This is a genomic window from Mesorhizobium sp. WSM4832 (genome assembly GCF_055811115.1).
In genome coordinates this window covers 1-18,136 of sequence record NZ_JBVVQH010000003.1, presented here as the reverse complement: position 1 = coordinate 18,136, position 18,136 = coordinate 1, and the positions used below count along the sequence as shown (strand labels likewise).

General features: G+C 63.5%; 14 protein-coding genes and 2 tRNA genes. 7 read left to right on the top strand and 9 right to left on the bottom strand.

Annotation, left to right across the window (positions count from 1 at the left end):
* Window positions 1–25: 25 nt before the first annotated feature.
* A complete protein-coding gene (locus AC0L2L_RS05275) occupies window positions 26–1,669 on the bottom strand; it encodes an ArnT family glycosyltransferase (protein WP_473576686.1) in 1,644 nt (547 codons plus the stop codon).
* 333 nt (window positions 1,670–2,002) lie between these two features.
* On the opposite strand from AC0L2L_RS05275, the gene tyrS reads away from it, so the two are divergent.
* Complete coding sequence (gene tyrS, locus AC0L2L_RS05270) at window positions 2,003–3,253, top strand: tyrosine--tRNA ligase (protein WP_473576685.1); 1,251 nt, start codon at window positions 2,003–2,005, stop codon at window positions 3,251–3,253.
* 262 nt (window positions 3,254–3,515) lie between these two features.
* On the opposite strand, the gene AC0L2L_RS05265 is transcribed toward tyrS, so the two are convergent.
* Together AC0L2L_RS05265 and AC0L2L_RS05260 are read right to left on the bottom strand one after the other, a co-directional pair.
* The gene (locus AC0L2L_RS05265) at window positions 3,516–3,938 is read right to left on the bottom strand and encodes a hypothetical protein (RefSeq protein ID WP_473576683.1); all 423 of its coding nucleotides are present in this window, start codon (window positions 3,936–3,938) and stop codon (window positions 3,516–3,518) included.
* 209 nt (window positions 3,939–4,147) lie between these two features.
* On the bottom strand, window positions 4,148–7,555 hold the full coding sequence (locus tag AC0L2L_RS05260) for a hypothetical protein (RefSeq protein ID WP_473576682.1): 3,408 nt from the start codon (window positions 7,553–7,555) through the stop codon (window positions 4,148–4,150).
* Window positions 7,556–7,650: 95 nt separating this feature from the next.
* On the opposite strand from AC0L2L_RS05260, the gene AC0L2L_RS05255 reads away from it, so the two are divergent.
* Together AC0L2L_RS05255 and AC0L2L_RS05250 are read left to right on the top strand one after the other, a co-directional pair.
* Window positions 7,651–8,118, top strand: a complete 468-nt coding sequence (locus AC0L2L_RS05255) for a peroxiredoxin (RefSeq protein WP_473576681.1) — start codon at window positions 7,651–7,653, stop codon at window positions 8,116–8,118.
* Between the two features lie 141 nt (window positions 8,119–8,259).
* Window positions 8,260–9,540, top strand: a complete 1,281-nt coding sequence (locus AC0L2L_RS05250; protein WP_473576680.1) for a M23 family metallopeptidase — start codon at window positions 8,260–8,262, stop codon at window positions 9,538–9,540.
* A 166-nt stretch (window positions 9,541–9,706) separates the two neighbouring features.
* On the opposite strand, the gene AC0L2L_RS05245 is transcribed toward AC0L2L_RS05250, so the two are convergent.
* On the bottom strand, window positions 9,707–10,885 hold the full coding sequence (locus tag AC0L2L_RS05245; protein WP_473576678.1) for a M24 family metallopeptidase: 1,179 nt from the start codon (window positions 10,883–10,885) through the stop codon (window positions 9,707–9,709).
* A gap of 449 nt (window positions 10,886–11,334) precedes the next feature.
* Between AC0L2L_RS05245 and AC0L2L_RS05240 the strand changes: the two genes are divergently transcribed.
* Window positions 11,335–11,877, top strand: coding sequence for a hypothetical protein (locus tag AC0L2L_RS05240; RefSeq protein WP_473576676.1), 543 nt, complete (start codon window positions 11,335–11,337; stop codon window positions 11,875–11,877).
* Window positions 11,878–11,959: 82 nt separating this feature from the next.
* Here AC0L2L_RS05240 and AC0L2L_RS05235 read toward each other — a convergent pair.
* Window positions 11,960–12,035: transfer RNA gene (locus AC0L2L_RS05235), tRNA-Val, on the bottom strand.
* Window positions 12,036–12,252: 217 nt separating this feature from the next.
* Between AC0L2L_RS05235 and AC0L2L_RS05230 the strand changes: the two genes are divergently transcribed.
* Together AC0L2L_RS05230 and AC0L2L_RS05225 are read left to right on the top strand one after the other, a co-directional pair.
* Window positions 12,253–12,329: transfer RNA gene (locus AC0L2L_RS05230), tRNA-Asp, on the top strand.
* Between the two features lie 235 nt (window positions 12,330–12,564).
* Complete coding sequence (locus AC0L2L_RS05225) at window positions 12,565–12,768, top strand: hypothetical protein (RefSeq protein WP_473576675.1); 204 nt, start codon at window positions 12,565–12,567, stop codon at window positions 12,766–12,768.
* 221 nt (window positions 12,769–12,989) lie between these two features.
* Here the strand turns inward: AC0L2L_RS05225 and AC0L2L_RS05220 are convergent, their stop codons facing one another.
* The 4 genes from AC0L2L_RS05220 to AC0L2L_RS05205 form a co-directional block, all read right to left on the bottom strand.
* Window positions 12,990–13,235, bottom strand: a complete 246-nt coding sequence (locus tag AC0L2L_RS05220; RefSeq protein WP_473576673.1) for a hypothetical protein — start codon at window positions 13,233–13,235, stop codon at window positions 12,990–12,992.
* A 335-nt stretch (window positions 13,236–13,570) separates the two neighbouring features.
* Complete coding sequence (gene rbsK, locus AC0L2L_RS05215) at window positions 13,571–14,500, bottom strand: ribokinase (RefSeq protein ID WP_473576670.1); 930 nt, start codon at window positions 14,498–14,500, stop codon at window positions 13,571–13,573.
* Window positions 14,501–14,504: 4 nt separating this feature from the next.
* Window positions 14,505–14,957, bottom strand: coding sequence for an RbsD/FucU family protein (locus tag AC0L2L_RS05210; RefSeq protein WP_027166444.1), 453 nt, complete (start codon window positions 14,955–14,957; stop codon window positions 14,505–14,507).
* An 83-nt stretch (window positions 14,958–15,040) separates the two neighbouring features.
* The gene (locus AC0L2L_RS05205) at window positions 15,041–16,099 is read right to left on the bottom strand and encodes an ABC transporter ATP-binding protein (protein ID WP_473576668.1); all 1,059 of its coding nucleotides are present in this window, start codon (window positions 16,097–16,099) and stop codon (window positions 15,041–15,043) included.
* A gap of 279 nt (window positions 16,100–16,378) precedes the next feature.
* Between AC0L2L_RS05205 and AC0L2L_RS05200 the strand changes: the two genes are divergently transcribed.
* Window positions 16,379–18,043 (top strand): ABC transporter substrate-binding protein, encoded by a 1,665-nt coding sequence (locus tag AC0L2L_RS05200; protein ID WP_473576666.1) that lies wholly within the window; start codon window positions 16,379–16,381, stop codon window positions 18,041–18,043.
* Window positions 18,044–18,136 lie beyond the last annotated feature (93 nt).

Sequence of the window (18,136 nt, the reverse complement as noted above, 5' to 3'; positions counted from 1 at the left end):
GACATTCGATGTCCGACGCTATTCTTCACGGCGCCACCCGGTAGAGGCCGAGCGAAAGCTTGTCTCCTGACGAATAGTTGATGCCGTCGATCTCGGTCAATCGTTTCGCCGACTTGCCCTGGGCGGCCAGAACATCGGTGAGCTTCTGCTCGTCCTTGATCGGCGCCAGGCCAAGCGCGCAGGACGGATCGGCCAGCAGATGCCGCGCGACACCGTCGACGTCGGTGAGCACGGTGTTGGTGCCGACCAGGAACACCAGGCTCGGCTCCTGGAATTTCGCCGAGGCAAGCACGGTGGTATCGCACAGACGATTGGCGTCGACAGCGGCTCTGACCGCGGGGCTCAGCCAGATCGGTTTCAGCGACGGCGCGATGACGCCGAACAGCAGGCTGAAGGTGATGCCGGCGCTGACGGCGATCGCAGCGATGCGCCCGAGCGGCACCTGCAATTGCCGCGGGAAGGCAAGATAGCCGGTAACCAGAGCGGCGATCGCCGCCGGTATGCTCCACCAGGAGAAGGTCTTTGTGAGATAAAGCGGCGCACCGACGCAGACCACGGCAAGGCCGATCGCCACCACGGCAAGGCCGAAGGCCGTCGCCCACCACAACCATGTCTGCCAGCGCTTGAGCGGCGCGTTAGCCTGCTCCGCCGGCAAGGTGAGCAGCCAGCCGATCAGGAGCGCCATGCCCGGATAGGCCGGCATGACATAATGCGGCAGCTTGGTCGGGATCGCCTCGAAGACCAGCCAGAACGGGATGTACCAGGCCAGGCAGAAGCGCAGGCGCGGATCGTCCCAGAAACGGTTGATCGCCTGCAGGCCGGCGCCGACCGCGATCAGGCCGAACGGCCACATGAACAGCGAATAGGTCAGCATGTAGAAGCCGGGCGGCAGGCCGTGCGATTCCTCGCCTTGCGCCACCTTGTTCAACATGTCCTTGCCGACCGCCTCCTGGAAGAAGGCGCCGCCGCTCTTCCATGTGATGAGGGCGAGCCACGGCAGGACGATCACGAGCACGATCAGGACGCCGCGCGCCAGCTTCATCTTGGTGAGCCAGCGCCAGTCGCGGTCGAAGGCAACGAGTGCCGCGGCCGTAAGCAGCGATAATAGCGGCGAAACGGGACCCTTGATGAGGATGCCGAGCCCCTGGGCGATCCAGAAGGTCCAGGGCAGATGCCCTGGAACCGGCTCTTTGCGCTTTGCCGCCACATAGACCTGCGCCAGCGCGCCTTGCGCGATCACGCAGCAGGCCAGAAGCATGGCGTCGGTCTTGGCGTCACGCCCCTCGAATGCGGTGGCGAATATCGCCGCCATCATCAGGCCGGCGGCCAGCCCGGCATTGGCGCCGAAGAGTTTCGTGCCCGTCCAGCCGATGCCGACGACGGCGAGCGCGATGCCCAGCATGGAGACCAGGCGATAGACCCAGATCGGCGCTGCCGCCCCCTCGCCGCTCAGCGCCACGGCCGCGGACTGAAGCCAGTAGATGCCGATCGGCTTCTTGTAGCGCGTGACGTCCTGCAGGCGGATGTCGACATAGTCGCCCGTCTCGACCATCTGCTTGGTCGCCTGGACGAAGCGGGATTCATCGCGGTCCACCGGCGGCAGGCTTGCCAGCCCGCTGACGGTCATGACGATGCTGAACAGAAAGAGGAAAAGGTAGTTCCTGTTCATCGCGGGAGCTCGTCCGATCTGAAACTGCGGGATGGCCCCGTCGCGGCGCTTGTCTTTGCGCGGCGCTTCATTACGCCAGCAAAAAGGGTGAAGCAAGGACGGCGGCCTCGCGCGCGACCGGACGCAAAACCGGATTCCACTTTTGCTATCCGCGCATTTGAGTGGCGAGCGATCGAACGCAAAACCGGATTCCACTTTTGCTGATCGCGCATTTTGAGCGGCGGGCGATCGAACGCAAAACCGGATTCCACTTTTGCTGATCGCCCGCTGATGCTAAACGCGCGCCTTCATATCAAGCTTGGCTGAATGCCCAGCGATCTCCGGGAAGAAAAAATGTCCGCCTTCAAATCCGATTTCCTGCGCATTATGAGCGAGCGCGGCTTCATCCACCAGATTTCGGACGAATCCGCCCTCGACCAGCTTTTCGCCAAGGAAACGGTGAGCGCCTATATCGGCTTCGACGCCACCGCCAAGAGCCTGCATGCCGGATCGCTGATCCAGATCATGATGCTGCACTGGCTGCAGCAGACCGGCCACCGGCCGATCGCGCTGATGGGCGGCGGCACCTCGATGATCGGCGACCCCTCCTTCAAGGACGAGGCGCGCAAGCTGCTGACCCCTAAGGATATCGACGACAATCTCGTCGGCATCCGCCGCAATTTCGCGCCTTATTTGAAGTTCGGCAGCGGCCCGGGCGACGCGGTCATGGTCAACAATGCGGACTGGTTGATGGAGATCAACTATGTCAACTTCCTGCGCGATGTCGGCCGGCATTTCTCCGTCAACCGCATGCTCGCTTTCGATTCCGTAAAACTCAGGCTCGACCGCGAGCAGTCGCTGTCGTTTCTCGAATTCAACTACATGATCCTGCAGGCCTACGACTTCGTCGAGCTCTACAAGCGCGTCGGCTGCCGGCTGCAGATGGGTGGCTCGGACCAGTGGGGCAACATCGTCAACGGCATCGACCTCGGCCACCGCATGGAGGGCGTGCAGCTCTTCGCCATGACCACGCCGCTGCTCACCACCTCGTCGGGCGCCAAGATGGGCAAGTCGGCCTCGGGCGCGGTCTGGCTCGATAGCGACATGCTCAGCCCCTACGAGTTCTGGCAGTATTGGCGCAACACCGAGGACGCCGATGTCGGCCGCTTCCTGAAGCTTTACACGACCCTGCCCCTGGACGAAGTCGCGCGGCTCGCAAAGCTCGGCGGCTCGGAGATCAATGAGGCGAAGAAGATCCTCGCCACCGAGATCACCGCCATGCTGCACGGCCGCGAGGCGGCCGAGACCGCGAGCGAAACGGCGCGCAAGACCTTCGAGGAAGGTGCGCTCGCCGACACGCTGCCCAGCGTCGAGGTGGCCAGATCCGACCTGGAGGCCGGGATCGGCATCCTGGCGCTGTTCGTCACCGCCGGGCTGGCCGGCTCGAACGGCGAAGCGCGCCGGCATATCCAGGGCGGCGCCGTGCGCATCAACGACCAGCCGGTCACGGACGACCGGCGCATGGTGACGCTTGACGACCTGGCGGAAGGCGTCGTGAAGCTTTCGCTTGGCAAGAAGAAGCACGTGCTGGTGCGGCCGGCCTGACCATCTGGCAGGCGCGCGGCATTCGGATCACTCGCAATCGCGACAGCTTTCAGGGGTTCGCGAACCAGGCCTGGCACACTTTACTTTGAAAACGGCGGCCGCACGTTGTGCGACCGATCATCCGGCCGGGATATTCCTGGAGCGGTTCATCGTTTCACGGAAACGGTGAACCGCTCTATCTCTTCGTTTTGACGCAATTCCAGGCGGAAGGCCACGGCGAAGGCGCCGAACCTAGCCGTTTCACACTTTTCCTTGAATTGCTCTAGGCAGGTATCAGGATGGCGATGCGATGCACGCCGACCTCCTTGCTTGTATTCGTCGCCTCATCGGTCTTGCCCTTGGAGCAGGTGTACACGTCACCCACCTTGAGCTTGAATTCCTTGTCTGCTTTCTTGATGGTGAATGCGCCGGAAGTAATGGTGCATACCATGTCGTTGTCCATCATCATTTGAGGTGCGTGTGCGCCGGGCTGAAAGACCGCGTCGACAATCGCAATGCTCTTGTAGGCGGCAATGTCGGAATTGCCGGTGCCGACCTCAACTATTCTGACACCGGGCGCAATCTCCTTGCCTTCCTTCGGACCGTATTTCTTGGTCTTTGCAGATGCCGCCAGGGTGAACAAAGGCGATACCGCGGCGGCTGTCACACCGAGAGCTATTGCAGACCTGCGATTCATGGTTTTCATCGCACCCTCCTAGATGCTGGTCGCGCACGAAAGTGCATGACCCGCATATATTAGCACAATCGCAGATAAACCGCAGAGGATTCCGCAAGCGCAGGGCTGGCGCCGCGCTAACTTCGCCGGAGGATGTCTGCGAGCCTCAGATCGTGGTAGGGCATCATCTGCCGGCGAGGCTCGCAACAGGCCCATGTTTTGGCCACACGCAACCGGCTTCAACGGTACTCGAAGATCGAGCGGAATATCCCGGGCGCCACGACGGACAGCGGATTGATGTTGAGCGTCGGTTTGTTGGCATTGCCGCGCAGGCGGTAGGTGACGCCGATCAGGCCGCGGTCGCGGCCGTTGCCGAGCAGCGGCCCGAACAGCGGCAGTTCGCCGAAGATGCGGTTCAGCCCGTAGACCGGCATGAAAGTGCCGGTCATGTCCATGTTGTTGTCCGGATCGTAGAGCGTGCCCTGGAAGGTCGTGCCGATGCGCGGGCCGCGCAGCAGGCCGTTCGCCAGTTTCAGGTAGCCGGAGCCCTTGTCGATCTCGGCGAAGCCGCGCTCGAACTGCACGCGGGACGTATCGATCTTGCCTTTGACGGCTTCGTTCAGGCTGCGTGTATCGCCGGCCGGCGTGGTCGACACGATCGAGGCCAGCTTGGGCTCGTTGACCACGTAGAAATTGCTGGCATCCACCTGCCCCTTCATCGGACCGTCGGCGGCGCCGGACAGCGACAGCGTGATCGCACCGCCTTCCATATGCTCATAGACGTTGAGGAAACGCAGGATCGCGCCGGCATCGGCCGACTTTACCCTGAGCACGCGGCCGCCTTCGCTGGTGGTGTTGCTGATCGCAATCGCGGCGCCAGAGCTCGCCGCGGCGGTGACGTTGAGCCCGTTCACGCGCGATCCGGCGGCGCTGTACTCGAGCTTGAGATTGGACAGCGCCTCGTCGTGGAAACCGGTCAACGACGCCACATCGGCGCTCACCGAGATCGCGCCGCTGCCGGCGCCCTTCGTGGCGGTGTCGACATCGGAGGTGAACTGCTTGATCAGCGAGCGGGCGTCGAGCGACGCGCCGCTGACATCGACGGCGTAGCTCTTGCCGGAACGCTTGACCGAAACGGCGACGTCATCGCCTCTGTTCAGCGAAACTTTGCTGAAGCGGGCCGTGGACAGTGAGCCGTTGACCAGCGTCACATTGCCTTCGATCGAAAAGCTTTTTCCATCGAGATCGAAATCCGTCAATGTGGTGGTGCTGCCGGACTTCGCCATATCGAAGTTGACCTTGGCGGGAATGCCGGCGCCCTTGCTCCACCCTGCCCAGGGAATGTCGAGCCTGGCGTTGGTCAGGTCCGCGGAGACCTGCTGGGCGCCCTCGCCGCTCTTGTCGATCGCCACCTTGATGGTGCCCGAGAGCAGGTCCGACAGGCCGGGCATGCTGGCGTTGCGCGTCTTGTCGTCGAGAACCAGCTCAATCTTGCGGCTTCGCGCCGGCCCGTCGTCGGCGAGCGGCTCGATCAGGTCGAGCTCTGCCGGAATGCCGTTGAGCTTGGCCTCGGCGGAAATCACCGCCTGCTTTGGCCCGACGGTGATCGAGCCATTGGCCCCGGTCACCGTCTGGTCCTCGAAAGGCTTCGCCAGCGACAGGTCCTGATAGTCGAGCGAGACCAGCCAATCGAGCCTCGATGTATCCATGCCCCTTGTCAGCGGAATGTCCGCCCTGACGTGGCCGGTGACGGTGCCCGACAGGTCTTCCGGCGCCAACCCGACATGGCGCATGGCATTGATCGGCTCGTAGGAGGCAAGCTCGGCTATCGCCGGGGCCTCCCCGGCGACATCGATCTCAAGCCCGCCGATCACGATCGGCCGGTTCGCGTTCTTGATCGCCAGCGTGCCGCCGCTTGCCGCAACGGTGCGGCCACTCGGCATATAGACGCTGCCCGAGGAGAGCGCGATGTCGACATCGTTGCCGTGGAACGCAACGACGCCGACAGCGTCGCGGATCGGCGGGATGCGTCCGGCGGTATCGAAGCGCGATCCTTCGATCTGGAAGCGGCCGAACACTTCGTCGCCGGCAAGCGGCACGCCGTTGCCCAGGCGGCCTGGCGCCACCTGGAACTGCAGATTGGCGTCGGTCACGGTGCCGCCGAACAGATTGCGCAGCACCCAAAGCCGCGCATTGCGGGCCGAGAACCATGGCCACAATTGCTTGACATGCGTGACCGGCATGTCGTGGACGTTGAGCGACAGCGATATGCCGGGTGGGCCGTTGTCGATGAAGGCGACCGTGGCCGCGCCCAGCACCTCGCCCGATCCGCCGGACCGGACGCCGATCTGTTCGGCGACGAGCTTGCGGCTTTTCGGCTGGTAGACCCCGGCGATGCGGGCCACGAACTGAAGCGCCGGTTCCGGCGATTCCGAAGGCGCCAGCGTCGAACCGTCGCTGGTGAGATCATAGCGGTAGGCAGCCTCCTCCCCCGAAGCTGCCGGCTTCGGTCCGATCGATCCGGCAAAGTCGAAGCTCGAACGGCCGCTCTTGATCAGCAGCCGGCCGACCGAGATCTTGTTCGAGCCGGCCACCAGCGTGGCATCGGCATCGACATCGGCCGGCAACAGGCCGCGCTCGTTCAGGTCGAGCACCGAACCGGTGAGCGACAGCGAGACCGCCAGGCGCGACGGGTTGTCGCCCGACGCTTCCGAGCCCGAAAGCTTCAGCGCGATCGAACCCAGTTTGCCGCCTTCTGCCGACGGGGCAGTCTCGGTCGAACCGCTCTCGCTGGAATTGCCGGCGCCGGCGATCTCGAGGTTGGCGTCCAGCGACGCGATCCGCCTTGCCGTGGCATCGCGGGTCGCCGAAGCGGTCAAGGTCGCGTGCCGGCCGTCGACATCTGCATCGTAGGAGAACTGCATGCGCCCAGTGCCGGTCTGAGCGACGGTTGCCGAGGTGACGGTCACACGCTTGACCAGCCCGGTGTCCGGCAATTCGAACTCGACGTTGCGCAGGTCGATCTGGCGCATCGAATCCTCGCGCACGGCATCCAGCGCGTCGTTGACGCTGGCGAACACCGCCGCCGACACTTTCTCCGGATCGACAAGGCCATCCTTGTTGCGCAGCGCCGCCGTCCAGTCACCACCGCCGGAGGGCATCGCGGCCACCACGATGTGGGCATCGGAAAATCTGGCGCTGGTCAGCCGGACGTCACCCGAAAGCAGCGGCAGCAGGCGCATGCCGAAACGCACGCGCCCGATATCGGCCATCGGCTTGCCGTCGGCCGTCCTGAGGCTGACGTCGCTCACCTGCAGGGCGACGAAGCTCGATCCGTCGAGCGTCAGCCGCGCCGCGCCGACGGCGACCTTGACATCGACGCCGGCCAGCTTCTCGATGGCTGTCTCCGCCTCGGTCCTGAGCCGTTCCGTGCCGATGCCCGAGGCGCCAAGGACATAGACGCCTGCCGCGGCCAGAAGCATGAGCGCGCAAAGCCCGGCAAACACGCGACCGAGAATGCGGAAACGCCGCCGCACGGCTGCCCGCCCGAGCGGCGGCACGCTGCACGCGGATGGAAGCGTCGCCAGGTCGGTGATCTCGTCACGCCTGAACCTTATCTTCTCGTGCTGCGGGTCTTCCTGATCCAAGCAATCTTCCGTTGTGACGAACTCGTCGTGGACGAATCCCCGCCTCACGTTATATCGATGATTTCCCGCGCGTAACCGCTAACAAGGGCATCGATATGGCTGATCTCGACGTCGGCGACGTTGCGCCGCAATTCGACCTTCCGCGCGACGGCGGCGGCTCCCTTAGCCTTGCCGCATTCCGGGGCAAGCCTGTTGTACTCTACTTCTATCCGCAGGACGACACCACGAGTTGCACCAACGAGGCGATCGGCTTCTCGCAGTTGAAGCGGGAATTCGAAAAGGCCGGCGCCGTGGTGATCGGGCTGTCGCCGGATAGCGTGAAGAAACACGACAAATTCAAGGCAAAGTACGATCTTACCGTCGATCTCGTCGCCGACGAGGAGCGCAAGGTGATCGACGCCTATCATTTGTGGATCGAGAAAACGATGTACGGGCGCAAATATATGGGTGTCGAGCGCGCCACCTTCCTGATCGGAAAGGACGGCCGCATCGCCCGCATCTGGCGCCAGGTACGAGTCAAGGGCCACGCCGAAGAGGTGCTTGAGGCCGTGCGCGTGCTCTGACGCACCGAAGCCGCCTCGCCGCAACCCGCTGCCCGTAATACGGGAATAGGTTGCGCCGGGATTGCGGCCGGCAAAACTTTGTTAACCCTAATAATGTGTAATCAGGCTCGTCGTTGGTCCCGTAACGAAAGCTTGGTCCCCGTGAAACCAACCGGTCAGTCAGCTGTCTTCGGCAGGCGCAAGGAACCGCATACGGTCATCATCGCCCGGGGCAACGAGATAAGGCATTTCACCATCCGCCCCTGGCTGGCCGCCTTCATCGGCTCGGCCCTGGCGGCGATCGCCATCGGCTACCTGCTCGCCACGTCCTACCTTGTGCTGCGCGACGACCTGATCGGCGCCACAACGGCCAGGCAGGCGCGCATGCAGCAAGCCTACGAGGACCGCATCTCGGGGTTGCGCGCCCAGGTCGACCGCATCACCAGCCGCCAGCTTCTCGACCAGCAGCTGATGGAGACCAAGGTCAGCGAGTTGCTGGCAAGACAGACCCAGCTCAGCGAGCGCCACGGACGGCTTGGCCCGATCCTCGAGCGCGCCGAAATCGAGGTCGGCGACGCACCCGCGACAAGCGCGGCGACGCCCAAGCCCGACGAAAATCCGGAGATCACCGGCAGCCTTTCGCAGGCGCCGACCTATTCCGTCGCATCCTTGGGCGCCGGCGACACAAGGCCATTCTCGCTCTGGTCGACAAGGTCCGATCCGCTTGACGGCGAAACGGCCGCCGATCGCGCCGACAAGCTGTTCGTCTCGATCAATGCGGCGCTGAAGGCAATCGAGAGCCAGCAGCTCTCGCGCATCACAACGCTTGCCGACAACGCCTACAAGAATGCCGATGCCATCGCGCAGGCGCTGCAAGCGGCGGGCCTCCCGGTCGACAGCGAACTCGGCAAGAGCGATGTCGGCGGCCCGCTGGTTCCGCTCGATCCCTCGATGGTCTTCGACAGCAAGGTCAAGGAACTGGACGAAGCGCTCGATGCGCTCGACGGGGTCAAGAAGGAAGCGCGCAAGCTGCCGCTCGCCAACCCCGCCCCTGGTCATGCCGTGACCAGCCCATTCGGCGTGCGCACCGACCCGATCCTGGGCAGCGCCGCCTTGCACACGGGAATGGATTTCAGGGCACCGATCGGCATGCCCGCCAAGGTCACGGCCGCCGGCACCGTCACCAGGGCCGGCTGGGCAGGTGGCTACGGCCGCATGATCGAAGTCGACCATGGCAACGGCTTTGCCACACGCTACGGACATTTGAGCGAGATCGATGTGAGCGTCGGCCAGAAGCTGGCCGCCGGCGACGTCATCGGCAAAACCGGCAGCAGCGGCCGCTCGACTGGTCCGCACCTTCACTACGAAGTGCGCCACGATGGCGAGGCGATCGACCCGCTCCGCTTCCTGACCGTCGGCAAGAAGGTCGCGCAGTACCTTTAACTGGTTGGCGACCCGGGACACCGGTGTTCGCGATCTCGCTAAGCGCCAGGATCTTCCTGCCCTGACATAACCTGGTTGCCGCCGAAACCAAAGCGGCGGATCACGATCATCCGATCGAGAAATTCGCTATCGATGTCGGGCGGTATCGCTCGCCGGAGACGGCAGGTCAGAATTTGACATGGATATCCCGCGGGAACTTCGTCAGCGTCTCGTTGCCGGCGTCGGTCACCAGGATGGTCTCGCTGATCTCGATGCCCCAGCCATCCATCCACATGCCCAGGATGGAATGTACGACATTGCCGGATTGAAGCACCGTCTTGTCGCCAGGTCTCAGGCTGATCGTGTGCTCGCCCCAATCGGGCGGATAGGCAACGCCGATGGAATAGCCGATACGCGATTCCTTCTTAAGCCCGTGGCGCTGGATGACCTTGCGCCAGGCGGCTTCGACCGCTTCAGCGGCCATGCCCGGCCGGACCGTATCGAGCACCGCATCCATGCCTTCGATCACCGCCTTCGCCGTGTCCGCGACACGCGTCGGCGTCTTGCCGAGCTGCATCGTCCTGGCGAGCCCGGCCGCGTAGCGGCGGCAGACGCCGGCAAGCTCGAGCGCAATCGTTTCGTCCTTTCCGAACCGCCGGTCGCTCCACATGATGTGCGGCGCGGAAGCGTTTTCGCCGCCGAGGATCGTCGGCGGCAGCGCCGTTATGTCGCCGGCGAAATCGGGGCTGCCGGCAATCTGCGCCGCCTGGATGGCGGCGATCGCATCGCATTCGCGCACGCCCGGGGCGATCACTTCGAACGCCCGCGCGACCGCCGCCTCGGCCAGCCTCGATGCCTTGCGCAGATAGGCGATTTCGGGCACCGACTTGACCGCGCGGATCCAGTTCACAAGAAGATCGGCGTCTTGCCATTTCGCGTTCGGCAACCCGGCGACAAGCCGCGCATGCGCCTTCGGCGAAAAATAATAGGCTTCGAGCTCGATACCGATATGGCGGGCGCCCCAGCCCTTGGTGACGATCCAGGCCGCGATCCAGTCCATCGGATGCCGATCGGCGCGCTGGACATGGTCCTCCGGGAAGCCGACCACGTTTTCCGGCTTCATCCATGCCGTCAGCAAGCCGCCGGCCGCGTCCATGGCGCGGCCTAGCCAGACAGGCTCGGCATCCTCGATCGGGACAAGCACCACCTGCGGCGTGTAGAACGACCAGCCGTCATAGCCGGTGATGTAATGCTGGTTGGCGACGTCGTTGACGACCAGGAGCTCGATGCCGCGCTTGGCCATCTCGGCACGGATTTTTCCGAGCCGCTGCCGGTACTCTTCGCGACCAAAGGGCAGTTCGATCATCTTTTCTCCTCGCCGGATCGATCTGGTCGGGGACAAGCCGCGGCTTCCCCTGCCGCCTCACCATTGCGGTGGTTTTGACGGCCGGCAATCGGCCAGGACATCGCATAGGCAGGGCCTAATACATGTCGCCCAGAAGTGTGCAGCGGTTCTGGGACAACGACATGCATAAAAATAAAATTCCCGGCCCTCTCCACCGACATGGCCAACTCCCTACCTGGAACGAGCCGGCGATCTGTCCGCCGCATATGGAAAGCGATTGGCTCGTTCGTTGAGCGGCGCATAAAATCGCTGCCGGCCCAGACCGCATTGGCTGGCGTCACTTCTTTGGCCTCTCGACAACCGCAAATAGCGAGCGATAATCGGGCGTACGACCGACGTTCAGGGCATTCATCGCGCGTTTAACAGCTTCGCTTTAAGGTGTTGATTGAAATCAAAACGGGAGACGTATCGTGTCAAAGACCTCAATTTTCTTGATCCGAATGGCGTTGGCAGTCAGTTGCGTCATCGGCTTGGCTGCGACCGCCACTGCCCTTTTCCCCACCGCCGCCTCGGCCCAGCAACTGCGGCGATGCGCGAATGAGGGCGGCATATGCCGCTTGCCCTACCCTACGCAAGTGATCTACGGCGCCCGGGGCCGGACCACCGCACGGTTTTTCGACCGTCGGGCCGTGCCCTGCTCGAATCGCCTTTTTGGCGACCCCGCCCCCGGCCGTGAAAAGGCCTGCTACTTCGTCGCGCGCGGTGGCGGCGACTATGGCGACGACGACAACTACGGGGACGACGATTACGGCTCACGCCCGGACCGCGGCGGATGGGCGGTCTGCGCCAGGGAGGGTGAATTCTGCGATTTCCGCGGCCGCGCGATGGTCAGATACGGCGCACGTGGCCAGTACGCGCAGGATGTTTTCAGGAACGGTGTCAGATGCGGCAACGACGCCTTTGGCGATGACCCTGCTCCGGGCGCTCGCAAACGCTGCTACGTCAGGCAGTAGCCGCGCCTGAACCCGGCGCTTGATAAGGTGGCGGCCCCGGCAAGGGCCGCTGCCGCATTCTGCTTCGGCTTGTCCGGCAGGCTGGTGGGCGATGACGGGCTCGAACCGCCGACATCTTCGGTGTAAACGAAGCGCTCTACCAACTGAGCTAATCGCCCGCTTGAGCGCGGACCTTTAAGCAGTTAGGGCCGCATTCGCAAGGCCAAATGAGCGCCCGGCGCATGCGCGACCAAGCGGATTTCCGCAACCTCGCCGCCGCTGTCAAAAAACCTTCTCCTGATTGCTGTAATGCTTGAATGCCGCGCTTGACACCCGCAGGCGAACCCCTTATCCACCGCCCAACGACGAACACGCCTGACACGTGCTCGTCTGTGCGCGGGTGTAGCTCAGTCGGTTAGAGTGCCGGCCTGTCACGCCGGAGGTCGCGGGTTCGAGCCCCGTCACTCGCGCCATCTTTTCAAGGGCTTAGGCCCTTTCCCTCTAAAGAGTTTCAACTTTCATTCTTCGGAAAGTTTCAACTTTTGTATTCGTTTGCGTTCTTGGCCGAGCAATTTGCGGCCTTTTGCGCCGGTAATCGTCGGCGGCTGGTCCCGCGACCAATGAACGTAGTCGCTGCTAGGCCTTGATCCCGGAACCATTCCAATCTTGTCCCGTTCAGCCCACGGGCGAAAAAGACGGGAGATCAAGATGGCTGTGAGATGCCGCATTTCGATCGATGACGCCAGGGATGTCGACGAGCTCGCCTTCCAGGAATTGCCGCGGGTTGGCGAAAGCGTGTCGATGCCGGTCGACGGGTCGAGCAAGGACCTTCGGGTTCTGCGCGTCGTGCATACGCCCGGCAGCGAGCAGGGCGCAACGACCATGCTGGAGCTGACCAGCAGGATACTTTAGCGCGACCCCAGGCTCGATCTCGGAAATCACTCGCCCAGTATGACGCCGGACGCGACAATCTGGGCCGTCCGTTGGGTGAGCTTCTCACGCTTTACAAGAGTTGGCTTTTGATAGGGCTTTTTCATCCCACCGTTCCGGCAGACTGCCTTGTCTCGGACAAGACAATGAAACGCGCGCGCACTCGTTGCGTTCCGAAGAGCAGGTCGATGGCTGAATTTCGACTAGCGCGGACGCGCTCGATGGACCGGTGGCGTGGAATTTGCCGATACCAGGTCTGCCTCAGTGCCTTGCCGTTTGTAGATCAGCCGGACCACCAGTCCGACATATCCAACCTGAAGGATGATCATCGCAAGGATGGACCAGCCGATCGCCTTCCAGACCGAGCCGGTTTCCAGCTCTGCCCAGATCGCCGTGATGAACGACGTCGCGAACATGCCCACCAGAAATTGAGGAAAATACATCGGCATTAGCACCCAAGGCTTTGGCGTTTAGGCGGCCCTTAACTCAACTGGGAAAAGAGCCCGCCGCTCCATTCGCGGAGCGGCGGGGCCCCCAAATTTGCCCCCCGGCTACCGGGGCACAGTCCGCCCCGGCATCGCTGACAGTGCAATTGCGGTGCCAGACACAGTGATCCATTACGGGACACCTATGCGGTCGACGCAAGAGGTCGGCGCCGAATAACATTAACCGTTGCTAATATGCCACCGTGTGGTCGCAAGAGACCAAATTGTAATGGGTTGCGGCAGGCGCTGTCGGGCGCGATGCTGGGAACGCGATGAGACTGCGCGCGAGGCTGGCGACTTCAAGCCTGCGCCAGCAGCGCCTCGACTTCCTCGAGGGTCGGCATTGACGGCGCGGTGCCGGGGCGGGTCACCGAAATGCCGGCGACCGCGCAGGCAAAGCGCACCGCCTCAAGCGGTTCGACGCCCTTTGCCAAGGCGGCGGCGAGGCCGCCGTTGAAGGCATCGCCCGCCCCCGTGGTCTCGACCACCGGGCCGGCATTGACCGCGCCGACATGCTCGGAACAGCTCTTGGTATGCAGCAGCGCGCCGTTCTCGCCGAGCGTCACGATGACGGCGCCAGCGCCCTTGGCCAGCAGGCTGTCGGCGGCGCGGCGGGCATCGTCAATCGACGACACCTTTATGCCGGTCAGCCCTTCGGCCTCGGTCTCGTTGGGCGTGACATAGTCGCAAAGCGCGTAGATGCTGTCCGGCAGCGTGGCGGCCGGCGCCGGGTTGAGGATGGTCGTCACCCCTGCCCGGCGTGCGATCTCCAGGGCTTTCAGGGCTGCGTCAATCGGCTGTTCGAGCTGGGTGACGAACACGCCGGCGGATCGGATCAGGCCAGCATGCGCCTCGATGTCGGCGGACGAGATCAGCATCGCGGCGCCCGGGCTGACGATGATGGCGTTGTTGCCGCTGCCTTCCTCGATGAAGATATAGGCCGCGCCGGTATAGCTGTCGGGCGTATCGATCACGGCGCTTTTCACGCCTGCGTCCTTCCAGGTCTGCTTTGCCATGTCGGCGAAGGCATCGACGCCGAGCCTGGTCAGGAAAGTGACATCGGCGCCGAGCTTGCCGGCGGCCACGGCCTGGTTCGAGCCCTTGCCACCCGGGCCGAGCTTGAAGGAATTGCCGAGGATCGTCTCGCCCAGGCGCGGCTGGCGATCGGCGCGGTAAGCGGTGTCGGCGACGAACACGCCCAAAATCACGACAGGCTTGCCGTTGGCCATTGTTTCACTCCGCATCCGGCGGCACCACGCCCTTGCGGAAGGCAAAGCAGCCATAGAAGCGGCGCTCGCCGGTCTGGATCACGCAATAGGCCTTCTTGGATCGCTCATAGAAGGCGTAGCGCTCGATCGAGATCATCGGCCAGGGCTTGCCTTCGGCAGCGTCGACCTCCTTCTGCACCTCCTTCTGCACCGGCGGAATCTCGTTCGGCTTGCCGACGATCTCCATGCGCGCCGCCGCATCGTTGACGAAAGTATCCAGCGGGTAGAGCGACAAGACTGCCTTCACCACGTCCGCCGCCGATGCGTCGATACGCAAAAGCTTGCCGAGCACGGTCTCCCGCGCCACGGAGTCGGACGGGAAATTGGTGTCGGCGATGATCAGGTCGTCGCCATGGCCCATCGCCCGCAGCGCCTGGAGCACATCGGCATTGAGCAGCGGATTGATCCCTTTGAGCATGGTTTCCTCTTGGAAGTCTGTGTGCGGTCTGGAGCAATTCCAGGAAAAGTGTGAGCGGTTTTCCGTCCGGAATTGCGCAAACTCTAAAGACGCTTGCCGGTCCCGGCGTCGAAAAGGTGGACTTGGTCGAGACGGGGCTTGAGCTTCAGCGTGTCACCCGGCTTGAAGTCGTGGCGCTCGCGAAACAGCGCCACCATCTCGCCCTCGCCGAAGCGCACGAAAGCCAGGGTCTCGGAGCCGGTCGGCTCGACCACCGAGATCTTGGACTCGACGCCGTCCGGATGGATCTCCAGATGTTCCGGCCGCACGCCATAGACAACGGCCTGGCCTTCCTCGGCAACGGCGCTCGATGGCATCGGGAACGCCGTGCCGGCGATCTCGACCACCGGCTTCTCGGCCTTCTTCACAGTGCCCTTTAGCAGGTTCATCGAGGGCGAGCCGATGAAACCGGCGACGAAAAGGTTCGCCGGCCGATCGAACAGCTCCAGCGGCGCGCCGACCTGCTCGATGCGGCCGTCGCGCATCACGACGATCTTGTCGGCCATGGTCATGGCCTCGATCTGGTCGTGGGTGACGTAGATGGTGGTGGTCTTCAGCCGCTGGTGCAGTTCCTTGATCTCGGTGCGCATCTGCACGCGCAGCTTGGCGTCGAGGTTGGAAAGCGGCTCGTCGAACAGGAACACCTGCGGGTTGCGCACGATGGCGCGGCCCATGGCGACGCGCTGACGCTGACCGCCCGAAAGCTGGCGCGGATAGCGCTTGAGATAGGGGGCGAGGTCGAGGATGTCGGCGGCGCGCTTGACCCGCTCGGCCACCACGGCAGGATCGGTGCCGCGCAGCTTCAGCGCAAAAGCCATGTTCTGCTCCACCGTCTTGTGCGGATAGAGCGCGTAATTCTGGAACACCATGGCGATGTCGCGCTTTGCCGGCGGCAGATTGTTGACGACGCGGTCGCCGATCGAGATCGTGCCGCCGGAAACGGTCTCCAGCCCGGCCACCATCCTCAGCAGCGTGGACTTGCCGCATCCCGACGGGCCGACCAGCACGACGAACTGTCCGTCGGCAATGTCGACGCTGACCTCATGCAGGACCTTGACGGTTCCGAACGCCTTGGCCACACTGCTGATCGCGACTTGAGCCATTGTCTCCCCTTTATCTTTGCGGTGAAGCTAGCCACTGCCAAGGGCAACGGCAAGTCGGTATCTTATAGGTAAAAAGCCTATCTTGTTGACAAGGTAATCGATTACGCGAATAGTGGCGAGTGCCAATCCGACAGCCGTATCTTACCGGGAAATCGGAGCTTCGGCGACGCAGGGTGGGGTCCCACGTCCCCGTATGGTCGAGGAGAACCGTCAGACGTTTCGACGTCCGAGAGATTGGCACTTCAATTCAATAGCTGTTGTTCTGGGAGGAACCTGTAGATGAGAGTCGATCTATATGAAAAACTGATGCGCGCCGGCGCGAGCCGCCGCGATCTGCTGAAGGGTGCTGCCAGCATGGCGGCGCTCGCGGCTGCGTCCGGCACCGGGCTCGGCGTGCTGACGAAGCCGGCGGCGGCGGCCGACGACCTGCGCTCGAAAATCCTGCAGATCCCGGGCGTTGGCAAAGGCCAGCCGACCGATGCCGACTTCCAGAAGGTCGGCGAGCTCTGCCTCGAGGCGACCAAGGCCAATGTCAAGGAAGGCGAGTTCGCCGGCGTCGAGCTCACCTTCATGGGCCTCAACAACCAGAACCTGCACAACGTGCTGTTCCGCGGCTTCCTGAAGCCGTGGGAGGCTTATACGGGCGCCAAGATCAGCTGGATCGACCTCGCCCAGGCCGACTACAACGCCCGCCTGCAGCAGTCGATCGCCACCAAGACCGTCGACTTCGACATCATCGAGATGGGCGCGCCTTTCGAAGGCGATGTCTGCGGCAAGGGCCTTACCTCCGAGATGCCGGATTGGGTCAAGAAGCAGATCGACTTCGACGATCTCGTCAACTACCTGAAGCCGCCGGTCGGCACCTGGGACGGCAAGCAGTATCGCGTGACCATCGATGGCGACGCGCATAACTTCAACTACCGCACCGACGTGTTCGCCGATGCCGATCTCGCCAAGCAGTGGAAGGACAGCGGCGCAACCACCGAATGGGGTGTGCCGAAGACCTGGCAGGAAGTGCAGGCTGTCACCAAGTTCCTCAAGGGCAAGCAGTTCAAGGGCCAGGACGTCTATGGCTACCTCGACGCGCCCAAGCCTTGGGGCGGTTTCGGCTTCTACTTCCTTGGCAGCCGCGCCACCGCCTATGCCAAGCATCCCGACGACAAGGCCTGGCTGTTCGATGCCGACACGATGAAGCCGCGCATCAACAATCCCGCCTGGGTGCGCGCCATCCAGGACGTGATCGACGCCCTGCCGTCCGAACCAGCCGACCAGATCAACGCCGATCCGAACACCACCGCCTTCCAGCAGTTCCTGGCCGGCACCGGCTCGATGATCCCCTGGTGGGGCGATGTCGGCTCGAACGTGAAGACCAACGACTCCTCGGTCATCGGCGACGTCACCGGCTTCTCGATCCTGCCGGGCTCCGACGACGTCTACAATTCCAAGACCGGCAAGTGGGAAAAGCTCGCCAGCGGCCCGAACTATGCGCCGAACTGCGCTTATCTCGGCTGGGGCGTCTATGTCATGGCCCGCGTCGATAGCGACGAAAAGAAGAAGAAGGCCGCATGGTCCGCCGCCGCCCATCTCGGCGGCAAGGACCTGTCGATCTGGACGGCGATGTATCCGTCGGGCTTCCAGCCCTACCGCAACTCCCATTTCAACGTTCCGGAATGGGTAGCGGCCGGCTATGACGAGGCCTTCATCACCTCCTACCTCAAGTCGGAAGGCGATAGCTACAACCATCCGAACGCCGCGATCGAGCCGCGTATCCCCGGCATCTTCCAGTACTATTCCGCCGCCGAGGACATCCTGGCCAACACCTTCGCCGGCAAGATGAAGGCGCAGGAAGGCGCCGACGCCATCGCCGCCGCCTGGGAAAAGCTGACCGACCAGATCGGCCGCGAAAACCAGGTCAAGCTCTACAAAGCCTCGCTCGGCATGTAGACTGTCCCAACCAAGTCGCGGGGGGGGGGGGGGGGGGGGGGGGGGGGGGGGGGGGGGGGGGGGGGGGGGGGGGGGGGGGGGGGGGGGGGGGGG